The following is a 21,824-nucleotide window of genomic DNA, read 5'->3' as shown; positions in this document are numbered from 1 at the left end:
TTCCCGACCGGCGTCACGTCGACCGGGACGAGGAGGGGCGAGCGTTTCGGGTATTCGGCACCAGCGCCACGGGCGGGTGGGGCTGGTCCGGCTGGCCACAGAGCCAGGCAAGGCGTTCGATCACCTTCTCCGGTTCGTCGAACGGGTCCAGTCCGGTCACCTCGGTCGGGTTCAGCGGCGGAACCGACACGTGCGAGACCAGCGGGTGCAGCGGCCGTACGTCGAGTTCGCCGTCACCGAGCAGTTCCTCGTGCAGCTTCTCACCGGGCCGCAGACCGGTGTAGACGATCCGGGGCTGACCCGGTACCTGCGCGGCGAGTTGCCTGGCCAGGTCGTCGATGCGTACCGGGGCGCCCATGTCGAGCACCAGCGCCTCGCCGTCCCGCCCGATCGCCGCCGCCTGCAGGACCAGTTGCACCGCCTCGTGCACGCTCATCAGGTAGCGGGTGACGTCGGGGTGCGTGACGGTGACCGGCAGTCCGGCGTCGATCTGTGCCCGGAACGCGGTCACCACGGATCCCCGGCTGCTCAGCACATTGCCGAACCGTACGCTGAGGAATGTGCCGGGGCTGTTCGCGGCGGCGTACGCGGTCAGCCGTTCGGTGATCCGCTTGGAATAGCCGAGTACGCTGATCGGGTTCGCCGCCTTGTCGGTCGAAATGTTCACGAACCTGGCCACGTCCCGAGCGGCATTCAGGACCGACAGCGTACCCCAGATATTCGTCTTGATCGCCTCACCGGGATGCCGCTGCAACAGCGTGAGGTGTTTGAGTGCGGCGGCGTGGAAAATGATGTCCGGGCGCCGCTCGCGAATAATCCGCGAGATTCCCTCGCTGTCCCGCAGATCGGCCAGGATCAGCTCCGGCCCGTCCAGCAGCGCCCGGCCGGTGACCGACAGTTGGAGGCTGTGCAGCGCCGACTCGTCCCGGTCGAGCATCATCAGCTCGGCCGGGTCGGCCCGGAGGATCTGCCGGCACAGTTCGGTACCGATCGAGCCGCCGGCGCCGGTGACCAGTACCCGCTGCCCGGTCAGTGCCGAGTCGGCGGTGACCAGGGCGGCGGCCACCTGGCGGCGCCCCAGCAGGTCGTCGATCTCCACGTCACGTACGTCGGCGACGCTGATCCGGTGGTCGACCAGCTCGGAGACCGGCGGCAGCACCTTGAAGTCGGCGCCGGCCTGAAGGGTCGCGGCCCGGATCTCGCGGATCAGCTCGGCGTCCGCGTTCGCCACCGAGAAGATCACCGTGGTGGCACCGGTCTGCGCGACCGCCTCCCGGATCTCCCGGCGGCCGCCCAGCATCCGGACGCCGTCGATCCGCAGGTTCCGCTTGTCGAGGTCGTCGTCGAGCAGCCCGACCGGCAGATACCTGCCCTGTGGGTCGGTGACCAGGGCGTGCAGCAGGCCCTGACCGGCCGAGCCGAGGCCGAACAGCAGCACCGGGGTCGCCGACCGGGTGTCCGGGCGCAGCCAGCGGTTTTGGCGGTGCCGGTACGCGACCCGGGCGCAGACCATCAGCAGCAGGGCCACCGCCGAGCCGACCAGCGGGGTACTCGCCGGGACCGGCCGGTCCGGCTGTGCGATGTCGGCCAGGAACACCAGGATCGCGGTGCAGGCCACCGTGACCGAGAGGGCGCGCAGGTCCGGCAGGCTGCCCAGCGGATGCCGGCCCAGATAGCGGCGACCGACGGAGGCGATGGTGGCGTGCAACGCGGCGGCGAGGACACCGACGGCGAGCGCCCGGACGAGCTGGCTCGTGGTCAGGGCGAACTCGTATCTGGTCCAGGCGCCCGAGCCGAAGCCTATCGTCCAGGCCGCGGTGTCGGTGACCAGGAGTGCGGCCCTGCCCAGCGCAGGCTGCCTGCGGCGGAGGGTCGACGGGCTCTCGGTCGTGGCGGCGGCGCTGGGCGGCATGGAGCCTCCTGGTGTACTGATGCGAGCGGTATTCGGGCAGCTCAGCGGGAACTCCCGGCAGGTAAACCACACTTAGTCCCTTGTTGGGGCCTAAGGGGCCACTTTCACGTTTTTCGTGCCTCCGACGGCTTCTGCCGCGATGCCCCGGCGAGGTCGGTGCGACCGCACCGGGCCGCCGAGGTGGTCGCGGTGCTCGCCGAGTCCGCTCCCGGTGACGACCTGGGAGCGCCGAGCCCGCCGGCACCGAGCCCCAACCAGGCGACGAGCCGGGTACCGCGTCGGAGACGTACTGGAGGCGGGAGGGCGCGTGACGGTTGTGCGACGGCCTCGTTGACCCTGGTGGCCATCGGGGCGTCGATCCCGGTGGTCACGTCGGGACCGGGAGGGGACAGATGGAGCTCGTCACCTCTCCGCGAAGGGGTGACCGGTACGCCCCGCTCGGCCGGCCCGGTCGGCAGCGCCGATCCGAGTCCTCGGCACCTGCGCGGTCCGAGGGGGTCCGCACCGGGCCGGCCCGGCCGCCGCAGGCCCGTACCCGGCTGGTCCGGCTGCTCCAGCGCTATCCGGTCAGTACGCTGCTGCTGGCGCCGTACCTGGTCCTGGTCCTGCCGATGGCCGTCCTGCACCGCAACCCCGACCTCGGGTTCGTGCTCAGGCTGCTGGCCCTGGCCCTGGCCGCCTCGCTGCTGGTCGAGACGGTGCTGGTGCCGCAGGGCAGGCCGGGGCGGGGTCGGGCCGTCGACATCCCGGGCCGGCAGACCTTCGCCGAGGCCAACTCCGGGTACCCGAAGCTCTTCCTCGTCGCCCGCGCGGTGGCCGTGGTCAGCATCGTCGCGGACCTCGTCGGCGGGTACGCCGGCCGGGGAAGCATCGTCGCCCAGGTCGCCGGTGCCCAGGTGGCGTCACCGCTGGTGAACGTGGTGGCCCTGGTCTCCGGCTGGAAGTACCTCGCCTTCGCGCTCCTGATCGCCAGCTTCCACGGTGGCCAGGCCCGGCTGGGCAGCCTCTACCGGTGGATCGCCGCGCTGCTCGGGGTGCAGGTCCTGCTGGTGTTCCTGACCGCCATCTCCGCTCCGCTCGTCGGCTACCTCACCTTCGTGATGGCGGCCGGTGCGATCTGTGGAGTGATCCGGGCCCGATACGTGCTGGTGGTCGCCGTGCTGCTCTTCCTGGCCTGGCCGACGGTGTTCGCGGTACGTAACGCGATCCGGCAGGAGAACGGCGTCAAGGTCGCCAGCGACGTGAGCGCCGCGGAACGGCTCCGGTTCGACCAGCAGATCGGCCGGGCCAGCGGGTACGACGCACCGGTGGACCTCGGGCAACCCGGCCCTACCGGCTATCTCCGGTACGGCTTCGTGCCCCGGATTCTCGACCCGGGCCGGGCACCGCTGGCCACCGGGGCGGCGATCAACCGGTTCCTCGGTGGTAGTGACAAGTCCTCGTTCAACTTTCTCACCCTGGGGACCGTCTACTTCGTCGATGGCCGGACCGGAGTGGTCGTCTTCTACGGCGGCTGGGCGCTGGTCGCCGGGCTGCTGCTCCGGGTGCGCGGGGCGCCCGGACCGCTGCGGTTGAGCCTGTTCTGTTTCGTGGTGGCCGGACCGCTGGTCTGGTTGAACGGCCACCCGGAGTCGACGATCGCGGCGACCCAGAACACGGTGGCGGCCGCGCCGGTCTTCCTGGTGCTGCTGCTGACCCGGCGTAGTCCGCCGGACCGGCTGGTGCCGCCACGTCCGGCCGGCCGGCTGCCGGTGTCCCGGGCCGGTCGAGCGTACTGGTGAGCGTCCGGCCCGGCTGGCGGGCTACACCGCGGGTGCCGCGCCGCCGGATCCTCCCCGGTGGGCGGGCCCCGACCGCCGTGGTCGTCACCGCCACGTCCAGCCTCGGCAACCTGCTGCTCTCCGTCACCGTGGCCCGCGGCGGCTCCCTGGGCGAACTCGGCCGCTACGCGCTGGCGTTCTCGCTCTACGTCCTGGTCTCCGGCCTGGCCCGGGCCATGGTCACCGAGTCGGTGCTGGCCGAGCCGGACCGGCGGGACCCGGAGCCGTTCCGCCGGTCCACCCGGCGGATCTGCCTGCTCGGCGGCGCGGCCGGGGTACTGGCCGGCACAGCCGGAGCACTGGCCGGGAACCGCTACCTGGTCGTCATCGGCCTGGCGCTGCCCGGCCTGGTGCTCTACGACTACGTCAAGGCGTACGGCCTCGGCGTGGCCGACCCCCGTCGGATCCTCCGCTACGAACTGCTCTGGACATTGGCCAGCGGGGTCGGCGCCGGGCTGGCCCTGACCGGCCGGATCGGCGCCTCGACCGCCTTCGTGGTGTGGGCCGGCTCGGGGGCGTTGGTCGGCTACCTCGGGGCGGCCCGGCGGCGCTGCGCGCTGCTGCCCGGCTGGCCGGTCGGGAGCGCCGAGACCCGGAACGCGCTCGCCTTCGGCCTGCACTTCCTGGTTGGCTCCGGGACCGCGCAGCTCGCCACCGCCACCCTCGCGGCAGTGGCCGGCACGGCGGTGGTCGGCGCGCTGGGCGGGGCGAAGACCACGCTCGGCCCGATCACCCTGCTGATCGGCGCCAGCTCCGCGCTGCTGATTCCGTACCTCGCCCGGGCCAGGGAGGCCGAGCCACGGATCCGGCTCCGCTCGGCGGCCCGGGTCGCCGCCGCGATCATCGTGCTGGTCGGGCCGCTCGCGCTGGTCCTGCCCGCCCTGCCGGATCTCGTCGGCCGGGCGCTGCTCGGCGCGAACTGGGAGTTCGCCCGTCCGTTGCTGCCCGCGCTCGCCGTCGAGAGCGTCTTCATGGTGGCCACCATGGTCGCCTCCGCCGGACACCGGATCGAGCGGGCCGGCGCCCGCACGCTGCTCCTCGGGGCGACCCTCGCGCCGATCCGGGTCGGCGCGATCGTCGGGGCCGGGCACCTCTTCGGTGCGCCCGGAGCGGCCTGGGCGATGGCCGCGGTCGCCGGCTGCGCCGCGGTCGGCTGGTGGTGCAGCTACCGCTCCCTGCTGCGGGCCCGGCACCGGGCGGAACCCGTACTGGAACCGGTCTGATCCGCGGCCGGAGCTGGTCAGGCGGGCCCGGAGGTCGACAGCCGGGCCAGCGCGGTACGCACCCGGTCGGCGATGTCCAGCACCTCGGGGTCGGTGAGGTCGGCATAGGTCGGCAGGTTGATGCCCCGCCGGCTCAGGTCGGCGGTGACCGGGAAGCCACCATCCCGGTCCGACCGGTACGGCGGCAGGTCCGGGATCGGCACGAAGAACGGTCGGGTCTCGACGCCGAGCCGGTCCAGTTCCGCCGCCAGGCGGTCCCGGAGTTGACCGTCACCGGCCGGGCCGACCAGGAAGGACGCCATCCACGGGGCACGCTCGACGCCGACCGCGACCGGCTGCGGCGTCAGCGCGTCGAGATCCGCGAACGCCTTCTCGTACGTCGCCACGATCTGCTGCCGGCGCTGCACCATCGCCGTACCGCGCTCCAGTTGGGCGCAGAGCAGGGCGGCGGCCAGGTTGGTGAGCCGGTAGTTGAAGCCGACGACCGGGAAGTAGTAGCGCTGCCGCGGATCCATCCCCTGGTTGCGCAGCAGCCGCATCCGCTCGGCCAGTGCCGGGTCGAAGGTGGTGACGCAGCCGCCCTCGCCACTGGTCAGGATCTTGTTGCCGAAGAACGAGAAGGTGGTGACGTCGGCCAGCGCGCCGGCGCCGGTACCGCCGAGCCGGGCTCCGAAGGACTCGGCCGCGTCACCGACCAGCAGTATGCCGTGCGCGGCGCAGACCTCCCGGAGCCGGGGGTAGTCGGCCGGATGCCCGTACAGGTCGACCGCGAGCACCGCCTTGGTCCGTGCGGTGATCGCGGCGTCGACCCGGTCGACGTCGAGGCACCAGGTCGCCGGGTCGACGTCCACGAAGACCGGCCGGGCGCCGCAGTAGGTGACCGCGTTGGCGGTGGCCACGTAGGTCAGGGCCGGGACGATCACCTCGTCGCCCGGGCCGATCCCGGCGGCGGCGAGCACCAGGTGCAGGGCGACCGTGCCGTTGCCGGTCGCCACCGCGGTCGGGGTGCCGCAGCGGGCCGCGAACTCCGCCTCGAAGCGGCGCAGGTACGGCCCCTGCGAGGAGACCCAACCGCTGCGCAGGGCGTCCAGGACGTACGCCTCCTCCAGCTCGGTCAGGGACGGCCGGGCGACCGGATAGCGCAGTGCGGGGTTCATGACGGGCTGCCTCCGACGGCGTCTGCGTTCAGGAACGACGACTGGGGGACCGGGCCGCAGCGGCCGCCGGCCACCCAGTCGAGTACCGCGGCGTAGTCCCGGGCGGTCTGCACCCAGGTACGCGTCGCCAGCCGGTCGGCCGCGCGCCGGGAGGCCGCCGCGTACCGGGGGCGGTCGGCGAGCAGCCGGCGGACGGCTGCGGCGATGGAGTCCGGGTCGTGCGGATCGAAGTAGCAGACCTCGGCCCCGGCGAACTCGACCTGGGCGCGCAGCGGCTCCACGTCGGCACAGGCCACCGGCAGGCCCCAGCTGAACGCCTCGAAGATGGCGCCGCTGGCCGCCTCCCACAGCGACGGGACGACCACGGCGGTGGCCCGGGCGTAGAGCTGCTCCAGCGCCGGCACCGGCACGAAGCCCGGAAAGGTGACCCGGGTACGCAGCTCGGCCGCTGCCGCCCGGGCGGCGAGCTGCCCGGCCTGCGGCTCCACCAGCGGCCCGGGGCAGACGAGCCGGAGTTCCGGCAGCCGGGCGAGCGCCTCCAGCAGGTTCAGGTGGTTCTTGTGCGCCGCGGTCGAGGAGGGATAGAGCAGCAGCCCGGGATCGGGCTCCGCCGCCGCCCCGGCCGGACGGGCGTGGAAGACCGGCAGCGGGATCAGCGCCGTCTTCGCCGCGACCTCCGGAAAGATCCGCAGGAGCTGCTGGTACGGGTGTGGCCAGGAGGCGACCAGGGCGTCCGCCTCGACGATGTTCCGGGCGAAGATGTCGGTGATCGGCGCGGAGTCGCAGTCCAGGTGGAACCGTCGCATGTCGTGCATCACCACTACCGAGCGGCGGGCCCGGGCCGGCACGCCACCGAACGGATAGAGCGTGACCCGGTCGTCGTCCGCCGCCACCGGGTTGGCCCGGCTGCGCAGCCCGGTGAGCAGGCGGTGGGCCAGCGGCGCGGACCGGAGTTGCCGGGGCAGCACCCGGCGCAGCCCGCCGCCGAGCCGGGTGTCGGCCCGGAGTGGCTGCCGAACCTCGGTCCAGCGCACCCGCGCGTCGTCGGGCACCTCGCGTCGCCAGCTCTGCCGGGTACCCTGGACGATGGTCACCTCGATCCGGTGCGCCTCGTCGGCGGCGAGTCCGCGGAGCAGGCCGTAGGTGAAGGCCTCCACTCCGGCCGAGTGTCCGGGCAGGATGGCGCTGCCGTCGATCCTGATGTCCATCTGGTCGTCCCTTCCGGCGGGCCCGGTTACCGGTCCACCCGGACCAGCCGGCCCGTGCGCTCGTCCTCCAGCAGTTGCCGGTCGGCGTCGACCATGATCCGGACCAGGTCGGCGAAGAGCGTCTTCGGCGCCCAGCCCAGCTTCCGGCGGGCCTTCGTGGCATCGCCGATCAGCGCGTCCACCTCGGACGGCCGGTAGTACGCCGGGTCGATCGCCACGTACTTCTCCCAGTCGAGGGCGGCGTGCGAGAAGGCGGCGGTCAGGAACTCCCGTACGGTGTGCCCGGTGCCGGTGGCCACCACGTAGTCGTCGGGTTGGTCCTGCTGGAGCGCGAGCCACATCGCCTCGACGTACTCGGGGGCGTAGCCCCAGTCCCGTACCGCGTCGAGGTTGCCGAGGTAGAGCTTGTCCTGCATGCCCGCCTCGATCCGCGCGATCGCCCGAGTGATCTTGCGGGTGACGAAGTTCTCGCCCCGCCGGGGACTCTCGTGGTTGAACAGGATGCCGTTGGCGGCGTACATGCCCCACGCCTCCCGGTAGTTCACCGCCGCCCAGTAGCCGAAGACCTTGGCGCAGGCGTACGGGCTGCGCGGGTGGAACGGGGTGCTCTCCCGCTGCGGCGGCGGGGTGGCACCGAACATCTCCGACGAGGACGCCTGGTAGTACCGGCAGTCCAGCTTGGCGGTCCGGATCGCGTCGAGCATCCGGATCGCGCCCAGCCCGGTGATGTCAGCGGTGTAGTTGGGAATCTCGAAGGAGACCCGGACGTGGCTCTGCGCGCCGAGGTTGTAGACCTCGTCCGGCCGGATGTCCCGGAGCAGCCCGGTCAGCGCCGCCGCGTCGGAGAGGTCGCCGTAGTGCAGGAACAGGTGCGCATCCGGATCCCGGGGGTGCAGGTCGATCCGTTCGATCCGCTCCGTGTTGAAGCTCGACGACCGGCGTTTCAGCCCGTGTACGACGTAGCCCTTGCCGAGCAGGAGTTCCGCGAGGTAGCTCCCGTCCTGCCCGGTGATCCCGGTGATCAGCGCGACTTTCGGCATCGTCTGCCCTCTCGGAGTTGCGGTCCGCGACCGGCCCGGAGCGCGACCGGCCTGCGGATTCCTCGGTGATCTGTCGAAACTCAGTGGTCTCGCCGCTCCATCGGCCGGGCCGGCACCCCGACCACCACGGCGCCGGCCGGCACGTCCCGGACCACCGCCGCACCGGCTCCGACCATCGCTCCGGCGCCCACCGAGATCCCGTCGATCACCGTCGCCCCGGCGCCGACCGTCGCCCCCGCCCCGATCCGGGTGGAGCCGGCGACGGTGCAGCCGGGCAGCAGGGTGGCGAAGTCGGCGAGGGCGGCGTCGTGCCCGACGCTGACGTTCGTGCTCACGTGCACGTGCCGGCCGGTCACGATGTCGGCGGTGAGCACGGCCCCGGGCCAGAGCACGGTGCCCGGGCCGAGTTCCACGGCCGGGCCGACCACCGCCGCCGGGTGCACCAGTCGGGCCGGGGTCCGCCGGTACGGGCCGAGCCGCCCGTCGAGCCGGGTCCGCACCGCGCCCGAGCCGACGCCGAGCACGTACCGGACGCTCTCGTCGGCGTCCCGCAGCCAGTCGTCCGGGCCGAGCCAGTCGACCGGCAGCCGGGCCAGGTCCGCCGCGCGGCGCGGGCCGAGACAGCCCAGCAGCTGGTAGCCGCCGGCCGCCTCGGCGATGGCGAGTATCTCGCGGGCATGTCCGGAGGTGCCCAGCACGACCAGTGAACCTCTCCCGACATCCCTTCGCGGTCCGTCGTGGCCGCGGGCGGAAGCCGGGGTGGACGCGCGGCGCTGTCCGGGTTGCGAAAGGTCCAGTCCGGCGCCGTCCCTCATCGGCCGCTCCCGGCACGGACGTCGGAACCGAGCAGCCAGCCGAAGTAGCCGGCCCGGTCGAACGGAGCGGGGTCGGCGGACACCGGCTCCCTGATCCGGCTCAGCGCCGCCGCCAGGCTCTCCGGATCGTCCGGCTGGTACGGCAGCAGCGCCCGGCCCGCGACCTCCCGGGCCTGCGCGGTGTCCGGTGCGATGATCGGGATTCCGCTGGCCCGGGCCTCGGCCAGGGGATAGCCGAAGGACTCCAGCGAGGACGGATAGAAGATGGCGGTGGCCCGGCGCCAGTATCCGAGGAGCTGGTCGTGCGGGACCACCCCGATCGCCCGGAGCGCCGGATGGGCCGTCAGGTCCGGCGGCAGGTCATCGGGGCGGGCGGTGACCCGGATCTCGATGCCGCCGGCCTCCGGACCGCCGCCCCGCCCGGCCGGACCGGGCCTGCTGCGACCCAACGTGTCGACCAGCATCCGCAGTTGCGGGACCAGGTTCTTGTAGCCGGCGGCGACCACCGGGACCAGCAGGAAGGTCCGGTCGTCCGGGGCCCACGCGTCGACCGGGGTCACCGGATGCGGTCGTACCACGATCCGGTCGCGTACCGCCGGGACGTGCCGGACGACCCGTTCGGCCATCGCGCCGCACGGTACGACGACGAGGTCGGCCCGGTGCAGCAGGAGGCGGATGACCGGGATCTGTGCCCGGAAGGAGCGGGGCAGCCGGCCGAGCAGGTGTTCCTCGTCGGGGTGGAGGAAGTGCAGGGCGTTGCGCAGCAGCACCCGGCGCTCGTCGCCGGCGTACCCGAACGAGACGTTGTTCGGCGCGACCACCAGCCGGGCGTGCCGGACCAGCCGCTCCCGGCTCAGCAGCCAGCCGGGGCTGATCCGCTGCCCCCGGCCGATCACCCGGGGCCGCCCCGGCACCCCGGACAGGTACGCGTCCAGCTCGCCCCGCCACCGGGCGGCGCCGCCCCGGTCCCCGCCGGCCGCGTCCAGCACGACGTCGTCGAGGTCGACCGGCGGGGCCGGTCCGTCGGCACCGTTGCGCGGTTTCGGGATACCGCTGCCCGTCGTCGCGGTCACCGCGCCGGCACCCCCTTGACCACCGTGCCGGCCGGCACGTCCCGGACCACGCAGGCGCCCGCGCCCACGGTGGCGTCCCGACCCACCCGCAATCCCTGGAGTACGGCGGCGGTCGTCCCGACCAGCACCCCGGTCTCGAGTACGCAGTTGCCGGAGATCGCGGCCAGCGGGTTCACCGACACGTGGTCGGCCAGCACGCTGTCGTGGCCGACGGTGCAGTTCTGGTTGAGGTGCACGTGCCGGCCGAGCCGTACGTTGGTGGTGACCCGGGCGCCGGCGAAGACCACCAGCCCGTCCCCGGCCACGGTGTCCGGGCCGACGGTCGCGTCCGGGTGCACCAGTGCGGGGGCCGGCAGGCCGTACCCGTCGATCCGGTCCGCGACGGTGCGTCGGATCCGGGGGTCGCCGATGCCGAGCACCACGGCGGTGCCCGGTGACGCCTGCCGCAGCTCCTCGACCGGGCCGAGGTACGGCACGTCGAGCCGGTGGACCAGCTTGAGACTCGGTTCGGCGGGGTGGTCGTCCACGAAGCCGACCACCCGCCAGCCGGGGGCCCGGCCGGTGGCGGTGATCGCCCGGACGATGCCGAGCACCTCCCGGCCGTGGCCGCCGATGCCGACGACTACCAGTTCGGTGCTCACGAGTCCGCGCCCCGGCCCGGCCCCGGCTCGGCACCGACGCGTCGGCTGCCGGTGAACTCCGGCATGGTCGGGCTGCCCGGCGCGCTGATCCCCTGCCGGCGCAGCACCTGGCGCACGGTCTCCAGCAGGATCCGCAGGTCGAGCGCGAGGCAGCGGCCGTCGACGTACTCGACGTCGTAGCGGAACTTCTCCTCCCAGCTCAGCGCGTTGCGGCCGCGTACCTGGGCCAGGCCGGTGATGCCGGGCCGCACCTCGTGCCGGCGGGCCTGTTCCGGGGTGTACAGGTCGAGGTAGCCGACCAGCAGCGGGCGCGGCCCGACCAGGCTCATGTCGCCGCGCAGCACGTTCCACAGCGTCGGCAGCTCGTCCAGGCTGGTCGCCCGAAGCCAGCGACCGAGTCGGGTCAGCCGGTCCGCGTCACTGGTCCGGCCGGGGGAGACCGGTCGCATGGTGCGGAACTTGCGCAGCTCGAAGAGCCGGCCGTCCCGGCCGGGCCGGTTCTGCCGGAACAGCACCGGGCGGCCCAGTGCCAGCGCCACCGCGGCGGCGCAGCCGAGCAGGACGGGGGAGAGCAACACGAGTAGCACGGCCGCGACCAGCATGTCGAGGACGCGCTTGCGTCGGTCGTACCGCCGGTGGCGGATAGTCACGCTCGGGCCTCCAGGAAGCTCGCGATGGCGTCCAGCACCCGGTTGGCCTGCGCTTCGGTCAGGCCGGAGCCGCTGGGCAGGGTCAGGCCGTCGGTGAAGAGCCGCTCCGCGGCGCCGGTGATCGCCCCCGCCGTCCTGGCGAATGCCGGTTGCAGGTGCATCGGCTTCCACACCGGACGGGTCTCGATCCGCGCCGCGTGCAGGTGTGCGGCCAGTTCGCCGGCCCGCCAGCCGGCGGTGGCCGGGTCGACGACGACGATGGTCAGCCAGCAGTTGATCCCGGTGTCGCCCTCGGCGAGCAGTCGTACCCCGGGTGCGGCGGCGAAGAGTTTGGCGTAGCGTTCCCGCAGCTCGCGGCGGCGGGCGAGCATCCGGTCCAGCCGGCGTAGCTGGGCCCGGCCGACGGCGGCCAGCAGGTTGCTGAGCCGGTAGTTGTAGCCGATCTCGGTGTGCTCGTAGTGCGGCACCGGTTGCCGGGCCTGGGTGGCCAGGTAGCGGCACCGGTCGGCGAGGGCGCCGTCGTCGGTGACCAGCATGCCGCCGCCGGAGGTGGTAATGATCTTGTTGCCGTTGAACGAGAAGACGCCGGCCTGGCCGAAGGCACCGGCCGGCCGCCCGGCATGGCTGGCGCCGAGCGCCTCGGCCGCGTCCTCCAGCACCGGCACCCCGGCGGCCGCGCAGACCGGGGTCAGCCGGGTGTAGTCGACGCAGGCGCCGAACATGTCCACCGGGATCACCGCCGCGACGTCGCGCCCGGCGGTGCGCAGCTCGTCGAGGAGCGCTGCCAGCAGCGGCACGTCGACGTTTCCGGTCGCCGGGTCGCAGTCGACGAAGACCGGCTCCGCGCCGGTGTAGACGACCGCGTTCGTCGTGGCCACGAAGGTCAGGGTGGGCACCACCACCGTCCGGCCGGGCCCGGCACCCAGGCCGAGCAGGCCGAGGTGCAGTGCGGCCGTACCCGAACTCAGCGCCACCGCGTGCGCGGTGCCGGCCCGGGCGGCGACCTCGCGCTCGAAGGCGTCGACCTCGGGCCCGAGCGGCGCGACCCAGCCGGACCGGAGCGCCCGGATCAGGTACGACTCCTCCAGCGGCCCGACGTCCGGCGGGGAGAGCAGCACGGGGTCGGGTGAGCGGGACGTGTCCGGCGGGCTGCCCGGCTCCGGCGACGGCGCGCGTTCAGAAAGATCCACAGGTGGGGGCCCTCCAGAGCCGGAACAGCAAGCTGACCGCAAGTGTTCTATCAGACTGATAGGACAGAAGTAAGTATCAAGAGATATATGAATAAAAATTCAGTAATAACCACATCAGATGAGCATTGTCCGGTACGCGTGACTTGCCGGCCCTCCCGTCGTTGACGGAGGTGGCACACCAGACACCAACGGTCCGGACCGGGGGAAGGGCACGGTCGAGCCGCAGACCTCGACGAGACGCCGGACCGGCCGACCCGCATGCGCGAACGGAGCACCAGTGACATCTCTGCCTGCTGGCCGCCGGGTCCTGATCACCGGCGGCACCGGTTCCTTCGGCCAGACGATGGTGCGCCGGCTGCTCGACCAGGACGTCGGCGAGGTACGGGTACTCAGCCGGGACGAGGCCAAACAGGACCTGATGCGGCACCGGCTCGGCGACGACCGGGTCCGCTACCACGTCGGGGACGTCCGGGACTACGACAGCATGCTGCGGGCGAGCCGGGGCGTCGACTTCGTCTTCCACGCCGCCGCCCTCAAACAGGTGCCGTCCTGCGAGTTCTTCCCACTGGAGGCGGTCCGCACCAACGTGCTGGGCAGCGCCAACGTCGTCGAGGCGGCCGAGCGCAACGGCGTGTCCTCGGTGGTGGTGCTCAGCACCGACAAGGCGGTCTATCCGGTCAACGCGATGGGGATGAGCAAGGCGCTGATGGAGAAGGTCGTCCAGTCGCACGCCCGGCACAACCCGGGCAGCCGGACCACGGTCTCCTGCGTGCGCTACGGCAACGTGATGTACTCCCGGGGCTCGGTCATCCCGCTCTTCGTCGAGCAGATCAGGGCTGGGCGGGCGCCGACGGTGACCAACCCGGCGATGACCCGGTTCCTGATGTCGCTGGCCGAGTCGGTGCAGCTCGTCGAGCACGCCTTCATGCACGCCCGGACCGGGGACATCTTCGTCCGCAGGGCCAGTGCCTGCACCATCGGCGACCTGGCCACCGCGCTCTGCCAGCTCTTCGACGTACCGGCCAAACTCGACCTGATCGGGGTCCGGCACGGCGAGAAGCTGCACGAGACACTTGCCAGCCGGGAGGAGATCGCCCAGGCCGAGGACTTCGGCGAGTTCTTCCGGGTACCACTCGACGCCCGGGACCTCAACTACGCGCTCTACGTCTCCGAGGGCGACCCGACCTGCCCCGGCGGCGAGGACTTCAACTCGGCCAACGCGCCCCGGCTCGGCGTACCCGAGATCGTGGAACTGCTGCGGAGCCTGCCGGAGATCCGGGCCGAGCTGGCCGCCCGAGACCTGGCGATGGCGCCGTGAGGCTCGTGCTGACCGGTGCCGGCGGATTCCTCGGCTGGCACGTACGGGTACTGGTCCGCGCCCTCGGCTGGCCCGACCCGGTCGCGCTGACCCGGGCCGACCTGGCCGACCCGGTCAGCGTCGCGGCCGCGGTCGGCGGCGCCGACCGGGTGCTGCACCTGGCCGGCGTCAACCGCGGTGACCCGGCCGACGTGGCGGCCGGCAACGTCGAACTCGCCGCCGCGCTGGCCCGGGGACTCCGGCAGTGCCCGATCCCGCCGGAGACGGTGGTCTTCGCCAACTCCGTGCAGGCCGGCAACGGCACCCCGTACGGCGACTCCAAGCGGGCCGCCGCCGCCACCCTGGCCGGCGCGGTGCACGGCCGGTGCGCCTTCGACGACGTCCCGCTGCCGAACCTGTACGGCGAACACGGCCGCCCGCACTACAACTCGGTGGTCGCCACCTTCTGCCGCCAGTTGGCCGACGGCGACCCGCCCGAGGTACGCGACGACCGCGAACTGACCCTGGTGCACGCGCTGGACGCCGCCGCCCGGTTGCTCGGCCTGCCGCCCACCGACCCGGCCGCGCAGTCGGCCGGGACCGCCGCCCCGACCGTGCCCTGGGACGCGGGCATGCCGGCGTTGCGGATCGGGGTGCGCGCCCTGGCCGACCGGCTGGCCGGGCTCGCCCGGACCTACCGCACCGGGGAGATCCCGCCACTGGCCGACCGGCACGACGTACGCCTGTTCAACACGTACCGCTCGCACCGCTTCCCGGCCGACCATCCCCGGCCGCTGGTCCGGCACACCGACCGGCGCGGCGCCCTGGTCGAGGTGGTCAAGGCGCACGGCGGGGCCGGGCAGACGTTCGCCTCGACCAGCAGGCCGGGGGTCACCCGGGGCGAACACTTCCACCTGGCCAAGGTGGAACGGTTCGCGGTGCTGCGCGGCACCGCCGAGATCGCGCTGCGCCGGGTCGGGTACCGCGAGGTGCTGCGGTTCCGGGTCGGCGGTGACGAGCCGGTGGTGGTCGACATGCCGACGATGTGGGCGCACCACATCACCAACACCGGCGACGGCGAACTGCTCACCCTCTTCTGGGCGAACGAACTCTTCGACCCCGCCCGCCCCGACACCTATCCGGAGCCGGTGGCGGACCCTGCCGTGGTGGCGCCGGTGGTGGTCGGGTGAGGATCGGCTTCGTCACCCAGTGGTATCCGCCCGAGCCGGTCTTCGTCCCCGGTGAACTGGCCCGGGAACTCGGCGCCCGTGGGCACCGGGTCCGGGTGCTCACCGGCTATCCGAACTATCCGGAGGGGCGGATCTATCCCGGCTACCGGCAGCGGTGGCCCGGGACGGGCGCCGGCACCGACGAAGGCGGCGACAGCGTCACCGTACGCCGGGTGCCGGTCTATCCGAGCCATGACTCGTCCACGCTCGGCCGGACCGCCAACTTCGTCAGCTTCGCCGCGACCAGCGCGCTGGCCGCCCCGGGCTATCTGACCGGCGCCGACGCGCTGTACGTCTACCATCCGCCCGCGACCGCGTTCACCGCGGCGGCGCTGGTCCGGCTGGCCCGGCGGATCCCGATCGTGCTGCACGTCCAGGACATGTGGCCGGAGTCGGTCACCGCGTCGGCGATGAGTCCCGGTGGCGGCGCCGGCCGGATGATCGAGGGCCTCCTGTCGGCGACGATGCGCCGGCTCTACCGGTCCGCCACCGCGATCGCGGTCATCTCGCCGTCCATGGCCGAACTGGTCGTGGCGCGGGGCGCCGACCCGGGCAAGGTCCGGGTGGTGCTGAACTGGACCGACGAGCGGCTGTTCCGCCCGGTGCCGGCGACCGCGTCGGCGCGGGCCGCGCTCGGCCACCGGGGCCGCTGCACCGTCATGTTCGCCGGCAACATGGGACCGTTCCAGCGGGTCGAGACCGCGATCCGGGCGGCGTACGCGGCCCGGGACCGGGTCGACCTGGTCCTGGTCGGCTCGGGTACCGAGGAGGAGCGCGCCCGCCGGCTCGGCACCGAGCTGGGCGCCGACAACGTACGCTTCCTCGGCCGGCGCCGGCCGGCGGAGATGGCCGACCTCTACGCGGCGGCCGACTACCAGCTCGTCTGCCTGCGGGACCTGCCCGGGCTGCGCGGCACCGTGCCCTCCAAGCTCCAGGCGGCACTCGCCTGCGGCGCTCCGGTGGTCGTCTCGGCGGCCGGTGACGCGGCCCGACTGGTGGAGTCGACCGGGGTGGGCCTGGTCTGCCCGCCCGAGGACCCGACCGCGCTGGCCGTCCGGTTCGCCGAGGCGGCGGCGCTGCCGGCGGCGGTCCGTACCGCGCTCGGCCGGCGGGCCCGCGAGGTCTACCGGGAGCGGATGTCGTTGCGGGTCGGCGCCGACCAGGTGGAGGACCTGCTGACCAAGAGCGCCGTGCCGCCGGCGGGTGGCCTCGGGCGGGCGACCGCCCGCCGGTTCCTCCGGCGGTGGCGGCCCGATCGGGAGACAGGGGTGACGCCGCGATGACCCGGGTGATGACGGTGGTGGGCACCCGACCGGAGATCATCCGGCTCTCCCGGGTGCTGGACCGGCTGGACCGTACGGTCGAGCACCTGCTGGTGCACACCGGGCAGAACTGGGACCGGAACCTCTCCGAGGTCTTCTTCACCGAGCTGCGGCTGCGCGAGCCGGACCGCTTCCTCCGGGTCGACACCACCTCGCTGGGCCGGGTGCTCGGTGGGGTGCTGACCGGCATCGAGCAGGCCATCACCGAACTGCGCCCGGACGCGCTGCTGGTGCTCGGCGACACCAACAGTTGCATCGCCGCGCTGATGGCCCGGCGGATGCGGGTGCCGGTCTACCACATGGAGGCCGGCAACCGGTGCTTCGACCTGAACGTGCCGGAGGAGACCAACCGGCGGCTGGTCGACCACGTCGCCGACTTCAACCTGGTCTACACCGAACACGCCCGGCGCAACCTGCTGGCCGAGGGGCTGCACCCGCGCCGCATCCTGCACACCGGCTCGCCGATGCGCGAGGTACTGGAGCACTACCGGCTGGACGTGGCCGCCTCGACGATCCTGCGCCAGCTCGAACTGGAGCCGGGCGGCTATTTCGTGGTCAGCGCGCACCGCGAGGAGAACGTCGACGACCCGGCGCGGCTGGGTCGGCTGCTCGACTGCCTGCGGGCCGTCCGGGACACCTGGCGGCTGCCGGTGCTGGTCTCCACGCACCCGCGTACCCGCAAACGGCTGGAGGCGCTGGCCGCCGACGCATCCACACTGGACGGCATCGCGTTCCACGAGCCGTTCGGGCTCTTCGACTACGTACGTCTCCAGTCGCAGGCCCGCTGCACGCTCTCGGACAGCGGGACGATCAGCGAGGAGGCGGCGATCCTCGGCTTCCCGGCGGTGACCCTGCGGGAGTCGATCGAACGGCCGGAGGCGCTGGACGCGGGCGGCATCGTGATGACCGGCCTGGACCCGGCCGGCGTGCTGGAGGCGGTCGAGGTCACCGTCGACCAGGTCGCGGCGGCCGGGGTGCCCTGCCCGGCGGACTACCAGGTCACCGACACCTCGCGCCGGGTCGTCGACTTCATCCTCTCCACCGTCCGCCGGCACCACGACTGGGCGGGCATCCGCAGGTAGTGGCGGCTACCCGCCGCCCGGGCCGAGGGCGCGCCGTCAGGCCGGCCGGACCGGCAGGGCCGTCATGCCGGCCGGACCGGCAGGGTGATGGTGAAGGTGGTGCCGACCCGCAATTTGCTGGCGACCCGGATGACGCCGCCGTGGTCGGTGACGATCTGCCGGACGATGGAGAGCCCCAGCCCACTGCCGCCGGTCTGCCGGCCGCGCGCCGAGTCGGCCCGCCAGAACCGGTCGAAGACGTACGGCAGCGCGTCCGGGGCGATCCCCGAACCGGTGTCGGCGACCTGGACCACCGCGGAGTCGCCCTCCCGGCGCAGCGTGAGCGTCACTCGACCACCCTGGGCGGTGGCCCGCAGCGCATTGGTGATCAGGTTGCCGACCACCTGGCGCAGCCGGTCCGGGTCGGCGTGCACGGCGACCGGCTCGGCGCTGACCTCCAGGGTCACCCCGGCCGCGTCGGCACCGGCCCGGTGCGCGGTACGGCACGTCTCCAGCAGTTCGGCCAGGTCGACCGCTGTCCGGTGGTACGCCAGGCTGCCCGCCTCGGCCAGGGCGAGATCCTGGAGGTCGTCGACGATCCGCTGCTGTAGCACCGCCTCCTCGTGCAGCGAGGCGAACAGCTCCGGATCGGGGTCGATCACCCCGTCGGAGAGCGCCTCCAGATAGCCGCGCAGGTTGGCCAGCGGGGTACGCAACTCGTGCGCCACGTCGGCCACCAGCCGGCGCTGGCGTTCCTCGCCGCGCTGCAACGAGTCCGCCATCCGGTTGAACGACCGGGCCAGTACGGCGATCTCGTCGTTCCCCTTCACCGGCACCCGGCTGGTCAGGTCGCCCCGGCCGAGTCGCTGGGAGGCCGCGGTCAGGATCCCGATCGGGCGCAGCACCCGGTGGCTGAGCAGGGCGGTCGCGACGATCGCCACCGCCGCCACCCCGGCGGCGGCGGCCAGCAGCGGGCCGACCACCAGGGCGGGATTGCCCTCGTCGCCGACGCCGAGGATGACCCGGGCCGGCTCGGGCGCCACCTCCGCGATCCGGGCGTTGAACGCCTCGGCCAGGCAGTAGTCCGTCGGCTCGCTCGGGTCGTCGACGGCACACGCGGCCGAGAGGTCACCCAGGGCGGCCGTGCTCGCCTGCTCGGACTGGGTCGCCTGGTCCCGGCAGTTCCGATTCAGCCTCGGGTTGGTCGAGGCGGCCGAGGTCAGGTCGTATTCGGGCACCCCGAACTGGCCCGGCGTCTGGATCGGTTCGACGCCGTTGCGGGTCAGGCAGGCGGCGAACCGGACACCGGTGCGGTACCGGTACAGCTCCTTGGCGGCGACCTCCGGTGGATCGGCGATCGCGCCGGAGAGGTCGAGGGTGGGGCGGGGGTTGACATATCCGACCACCGTGCCGAGTGCGCGTACCGCCCGGTCCGGATCGTTCTCGCTGTCGGTGTCGACGAGTACCCAGCCGGATTCGGCGACCAGGTGGATGCGCTGGCCGGTCTGCGCGCCGAGGCGTACGACAAGGTCCCGGACGCCCTCCCAGGTGCCGTGCCGGCGGCCGTAGTCGGTGAGCGCGGCGGTGACCCGGTCCAGCGAGGCGGCGGCGGCACCGGACTCGTCGATCTGCCGGGACGCCTGCCGGAGTACCAGCCAGAGGGTCGCGGCGGTCGCGCTGACCGCGACGAGCATCACCAGGCCGAGTACCCGCAACCGGAAGCTCACGCCGACGGGTCCGCCCCGGCGGCGGCCTCCTCCGGGCTCCGCTCTCCGCCGGGCTGCTCCGCCAGCCGGTAGCCCCGGCCGAAGACGGTCTGCACGTAGCGCGGCTCGGCCGGGTCGATCTCGATCTTGCGGCGCAGGTTCATCACGTGCGCGTCGACGGTCCGCTCCAGCACGTAGTGGTCGAAACCGAAGGCCCGGTCGATGATCTGGGCCCGGGTGAACGCCCGGCCCGGTTCGCCGGCCAGCACCTCGAGGATGCCGAACTCCTTGGCGGTGAGCGTGACCAGCCGCCCGCCGATCCGTACCTCGAACCGGCCGGGGTCGACCTCCAGGTCACCGACCCGGAGCACCGCCTGGTTGCCCGCGCTGAGCACCCCGGAGCGGCGCAGCAGGGCGCGGACCCGGGCGGCCAGCTCCCGTGGGCTGTACGGCTTGGTCAGGTAGTCGTCGGCGCCGATGTCCAGCCCGAGCAGTACGTCGTCCTCGGTGGTCCGGGCGGTCAGCAGCAGGATCGGCAGGTTGGACTCGGCCCGCAGGATCCGGCACACGTCGAGCCCGTCCACCACCGGCATCATCACGTCCAGCACCACGAGGTCGGGGCGGCGGGACCGGACCTGCTCCAGGGCGGCCCGGCCGTCGCCGACGACCAGCACGCTGTGGCCCTCCCGTTCGAGATAGACCCGGACCAGGTTGGCCTGCTTCGGGTCGTCCTCGGCGACCAGTATCCTCGCGCTCATCGCTCCCCATTCTGCCTGCTCGTGGCGGCATCGATTAGAGCGCCGCAGCGGTGAAGATGTGATGAAGTCGCGATCCGGAAACGGTCAGACGGCGGTCCGCATTCGGTGCGCACCCGTTCTTGACAGCTTCCGCACATCTGCCCTCCTACCGTGCGGGCATGTCGAAAGGAAGCACAGTCGTATCCGGCGCGACCGGCCGGTTCGGGGCGGCGGACCGGGCCCGGCGGTCGGCGGCGCGGCGCCGGATCCGGGAGACCCTGGCCCTGCGCCGGGCCGACGCCGCGGCCGGACTGCGCACCGCTCCCGACGCGGCGCCGCTCGGTCTCGACGCGGCGCGGACCGACCGGCGCGCCGGACAGGACACCACGACCTGACCGGCAGTGGCTAAAGTGCGTCGGGCCGTCGCTGCGTGGTCTGCTACTACCCCTCCGGGGGGAGTAGCAGACCACGGTTCGACCGGCCACCACGATGCCGGGGCCGGGGCCGGGGCCGGGGCAGAGGGAGGGGGACTGGCGTGCTGCACTTGAGGATCATCGTGCCGACCGACCGGTCCGCGGTCGTGCAGGAGATGCTCTCCGCCGACCCCGCCGTGGCGCACGTCATCGTGCTGCCCGGCGCCGCCCGTACCCCACCCGGGGACGTGGTGCTCTGCGACGTGGTCCGGGAGGGTGCCGACGAGGTGCTGGAGGCGTTGCGGACCCTCGGCGTGGACCGGGCCGGTGGGGTGGTCGGCGACGGGGTGGACGTCACCCTCTCGGCCGCCGCCGACCGGGCCGCCCGGGCGGCACCGGGCCTGGGTACCGACGCGGTGGTCTGGGACGAGATCGCCCAGAAGACCGGCGAGGAGACCCGGCTCTCGGTGACGTACCTGCTGCTGATCACCCTGGCCACCGTCATCGCCGGCATCGGGGTGTTGCTCGACCAGCCGATCCTGATCGTCGGTGCGATGGTGGTCGGCCCGGAGTTCGGGCCGCTGGCAGCGCTCTGCGTCGCGCTGCTGCACTGGCGCGGGTCGGTCATCCGGCGCTCCCTGCTGGCGCTCGGCGTCGGCTTCCTCACCGCGATGGCGGTGACCGTGCTCAGCACCTGGACGCTGACCGCCGTCGGCCTGATCGACCGGTCGATGCTGCTCGCCGACCGACCCATGACCGACTTCATCTGGCGGCCCGACGCGCTCTCCTGGGTGGTCGGCTTCCTGGCCGGGGTGGCCGGGATGCTCTCGGTCACCTCGAACCGGTCCGGCTCGTTGGTCGGGGTGCTGATCTCGGTCACCACGGTCCCGGCCGCGGCGAACGTCGCGGTGGCGCTCGGCTACGGCGTCTTCGACGAGGCGCTCGGATCGCTCGTCCAGTTGCTGATCAACCTCTGCGCGATCGTCGTGGCCGGCGTGCTGACCCTGCTGGTGCAGCGGCTGTGGTGGGAACGGGTCGCCGCCGCCCGGCCGGCCTGGCTCCGCTGGCCCCGTTCCGCGCCGGCTCCCCGGGGCAGGCCTGACCCGACCCGCCCACCCCGTTCCGTCCCGGACCGTACCGGCGGTGGCTGACCACCAGCCCCGCCCGCCACGAGGCTGACCGGGCGCGCCGCGACCGGCCGGCGGCCGGTCGCGGCGTCCGTCGCGGAGCTGGCGTCCGTCGCGGAGCTGGCGTCCGTCGCGGAGCTGGCGTCCGTCGCGGAGCTGGCGTCCGTCGCGGAGCTGGCGTCCGTCGCGGAGCTGGCGTCCGT

The 21,824-nt window shown here is 73.2% G+C and carries 19 protein-coding genes; 8 read left to right on the top strand and 11 right to left on the bottom strand.

All coding sequences use genetic code 11. The annotated features are described in order from the left end of the window. Positions 1 to 13: 13 nt before the first annotated feature. Complete coding sequence (locus ACQEVC_RS39860; protein ID WP_432888785.1) at positions 14 to 1,912, bottom strand: polysaccharide biosynthesis protein; 1,899 nt, start codon at positions 1,910 to 1,912, stop codon at positions 14 to 16. 392 nt (positions 1,913 to 2,304) lie between these two features. Here ACQEVC_RS39860 and ACQEVC_RS39855 point away from each other — a divergent pair, with 392 nt between their 5' ends. Both ACQEVC_RS39855 and ACQEVC_RS39850 read left to right on the top strand, forming a co-directional pair. Continuing rightward, on the top strand, positions 2,305 to 3,693 hold the full coding sequence (locus ACQEVC_RS39855; RefSeq protein WP_432888783.1) for a hypothetical protein: 1,389 nt from the start codon (positions 2,305 to 2,307) through the stop codon (positions 3,691 to 3,693). Beyond that, on the top strand, positions 3,690 to 4,955 hold the full coding sequence (locus tag ACQEVC_RS39850; protein WP_432888781.1) for a hypothetical protein: 1,266 nt from the start codon (positions 3,690 to 3,692) through the stop codon (positions 4,953 to 4,955). Before ACQEVC_RS39855 ends, ACQEVC_RS39850 begins: the two co-directional genes overlap by 4 nt. 17 nt (positions 4,956 to 4,972) lie before the next feature. On the opposite strand, the gene ACQEVC_RS39845 is transcribed toward ACQEVC_RS39850, so the two are convergent. The 8 genes from ACQEVC_RS39845 to ACQEVC_RS39810 form a co-directional block, all read right to left on the bottom strand. Then, the gene (locus ACQEVC_RS39845; protein WP_432888779.1) at positions 4,973 to 6,112 is read right to left on the bottom strand and encodes a DegT/DnrJ/EryC1/StrS family aminotransferase; all 1,140 of its coding nucleotides are present in this window, start codon (positions 6,110 to 6,112) and stop codon (positions 4,973 to 4,975) included. Further along, a complete protein-coding gene (locus tag ACQEVC_RS39840; RefSeq protein WP_432888777.1) occupies positions 6,109 to 7,320 on the bottom strand; it encodes a glycosyltransferase in 1,212 nt (403 codons plus the stop codon). Before ACQEVC_RS39840 ends, ACQEVC_RS39845 begins: the two co-directional genes overlap by 4 nt. 26 nt (positions 7,321 to 7,346) lie before the next feature. Beyond that, the gene (gene gmd / locus ACQEVC_RS39835) at positions 7,347 to 8,360 is read right to left on the bottom strand and encodes a GDP-mannose 4,6-dehydratase (protein WP_432888775.1); all 1,014 of its coding nucleotides are present in this window, start codon (positions 8,358 to 8,360) and stop codon (positions 7,347 to 7,349) included. Between the two features lie 80 nt (positions 8,361 to 8,440). Continuing rightward, entirely contained in the window at positions 8,441 to 9,058 is a 618-nt protein-coding gene (locus tag ACQEVC_RS39830; RefSeq protein WP_432888773.1) for a NeuD/PglB/VioB family sugar acetyltransferase, read from the bottom strand. A 113-nt stretch (positions 9,059 to 9,171) separates the two neighbouring features. After that, positions 9,172 to 10,248, bottom strand: coding sequence for a glycosyltransferase (locus ACQEVC_RS39825; protein ID WP_432888771.1), 1,077 nt, complete (start codon positions 10,246 to 10,248; stop codon positions 9,172 to 9,174). Further along, positions 10,245 to 10,889: an acetyltransferase gene (locus ACQEVC_RS39820; protein ID WP_432888769.1), complete on the bottom strand. Its 645-nt coding sequence runs from the start codon at positions 10,887 to 10,889 to the stop codon at positions 10,245 to 10,247. Before ACQEVC_RS39820 ends, ACQEVC_RS39825 begins: the two co-directional genes overlap by 4 nt. Beyond that, complete coding sequence (locus ACQEVC_RS39815; protein WP_432888767.1) at positions 10,886 to 11,539, bottom strand: sugar transferase; 654 nt, start codon at positions 11,537 to 11,539, stop codon at positions 10,886 to 10,888. Before ACQEVC_RS39815 ends, ACQEVC_RS39820 begins: the two co-directional genes overlap by 4 nt. Further along, the gene (locus ACQEVC_RS39810; protein WP_432891973.1) at positions 11,536 to 12,657 is read right to left on the bottom strand and encodes a DegT/DnrJ/EryC1/StrS family aminotransferase; all 1,122 of its coding nucleotides are present in this window, start codon (positions 12,655 to 12,657) and stop codon (positions 11,536 to 11,538) included. Before ACQEVC_RS39810 ends, ACQEVC_RS39815 begins: the two co-directional genes overlap by 4 nt. Positions 12,658 to 13,006: 349 nt before the next feature. On the opposite strand from ACQEVC_RS39810, the gene ACQEVC_RS39805 reads away from it, so the two are divergent. The 4 genes from ACQEVC_RS39805 to wecB are packed head-to-tail and all read left to right on the top strand — an operon-like array spanning position 13,007 to position 17,659. Next, entirely contained in the window at positions 13,007 to 14,047 is a 1,041-nt protein-coding gene (locus tag ACQEVC_RS39805) for a polysaccharide biosynthesis protein (RefSeq protein WP_432888765.1), read from the top strand. Next, the gene (locus tag ACQEVC_RS39800) at positions 14,044 to 15,216 is read left to right on the top strand and encodes an NAD-dependent epimerase/dehydratase family protein (protein ID WP_432888763.1); all 1,173 of its coding nucleotides are present in this window, start codon (positions 14,044 to 14,046) and stop codon (positions 15,214 to 15,216) included. The genes ACQEVC_RS39805 and ACQEVC_RS39800 overlap by 4 nt, the downstream gene beginning before the upstream one ends. After that, positions 15,213 to 16,538, top strand: coding sequence for a glycosyltransferase family 4 protein (locus ACQEVC_RS39795; protein WP_432888761.1), 1,326 nt, complete (start codon positions 15,213 to 15,215; stop codon positions 16,536 to 16,538). The genes ACQEVC_RS39800 and ACQEVC_RS39795 overlap by 4 nt, the downstream gene beginning before the upstream one ends. Further along, on the top strand, positions 16,535 to 17,659 hold the full coding sequence (gene wecB / locus ACQEVC_RS39790) for a non-hydrolyzing UDP-N-acetylglucosamine 2-epimerase (RefSeq protein ID WP_432888759.1): 1,125 nt from the start codon (positions 16,535 to 16,537) through the stop codon (positions 17,657 to 17,659). Before ACQEVC_RS39795 ends, wecB begins: the two co-directional genes overlap by 4 nt. A 62-nt stretch (positions 17,660 to 17,721) precedes the next feature. Here the strand turns inward: wecB and ACQEVC_RS39785 are convergent, their stop codons facing one another. Then, complete coding sequence (locus ACQEVC_RS39785) at positions 17,722 to 19,365, bottom strand: sensor histidine kinase (RefSeq protein ID WP_432888757.1); 1,644 nt, start codon at positions 19,363 to 19,365, stop codon at positions 17,722 to 17,724. Then, positions 19,362 to 20,102, bottom strand: coding sequence for a response regulator transcription factor (locus ACQEVC_RS39780; protein WP_432888755.1), 741 nt, complete (start codon positions 20,100 to 20,102; stop codon positions 19,362 to 19,364). Before ACQEVC_RS39780 ends, ACQEVC_RS39785 begins: the two co-directional genes overlap by 4 nt. A 158-nt stretch (positions 20,103 to 20,260) precedes the next feature. On the opposite strand from ACQEVC_RS39780, the gene ACQEVC_RS39775 reads away from it, so the two are divergent. After that, complete coding sequence (locus tag ACQEVC_RS39775) at positions 20,261 to 20,476, top strand: hypothetical protein (protein WP_432888753.1); 216 nt, start codon at positions 20,261 to 20,263, stop codon at positions 20,474 to 20,476. A gap of 140 nt (positions 20,477 to 20,616) precedes the next feature. Then, positions 20,617 to 21,645 (top strand): DUF389 domain-containing protein, encoded by a 1,029-nt coding sequence (locus tag ACQEVC_RS39770; RefSeq protein WP_432888751.1) that lies wholly within the window; start codon positions 20,617 to 20,619, stop codon positions 21,643 to 21,645. The last annotated feature ends 179 nt before the right edge of the window (positions 21,646 to 21,824 follow it).

The sequence above is a fragment of the Plantactinospora sp. CA-294935 genome (assembly GCF_050936445.1).
Taxonomy (GTDB): Bacteria; Actinomycetota; Actinomycetes; order Mycobacteriales; family Micromonosporaceae; genus Plantactinospora.
Note: the sequence above shows the minus strand (reverse complement) of the source record. Positions and strands in the feature narration are given on the sequence as shown.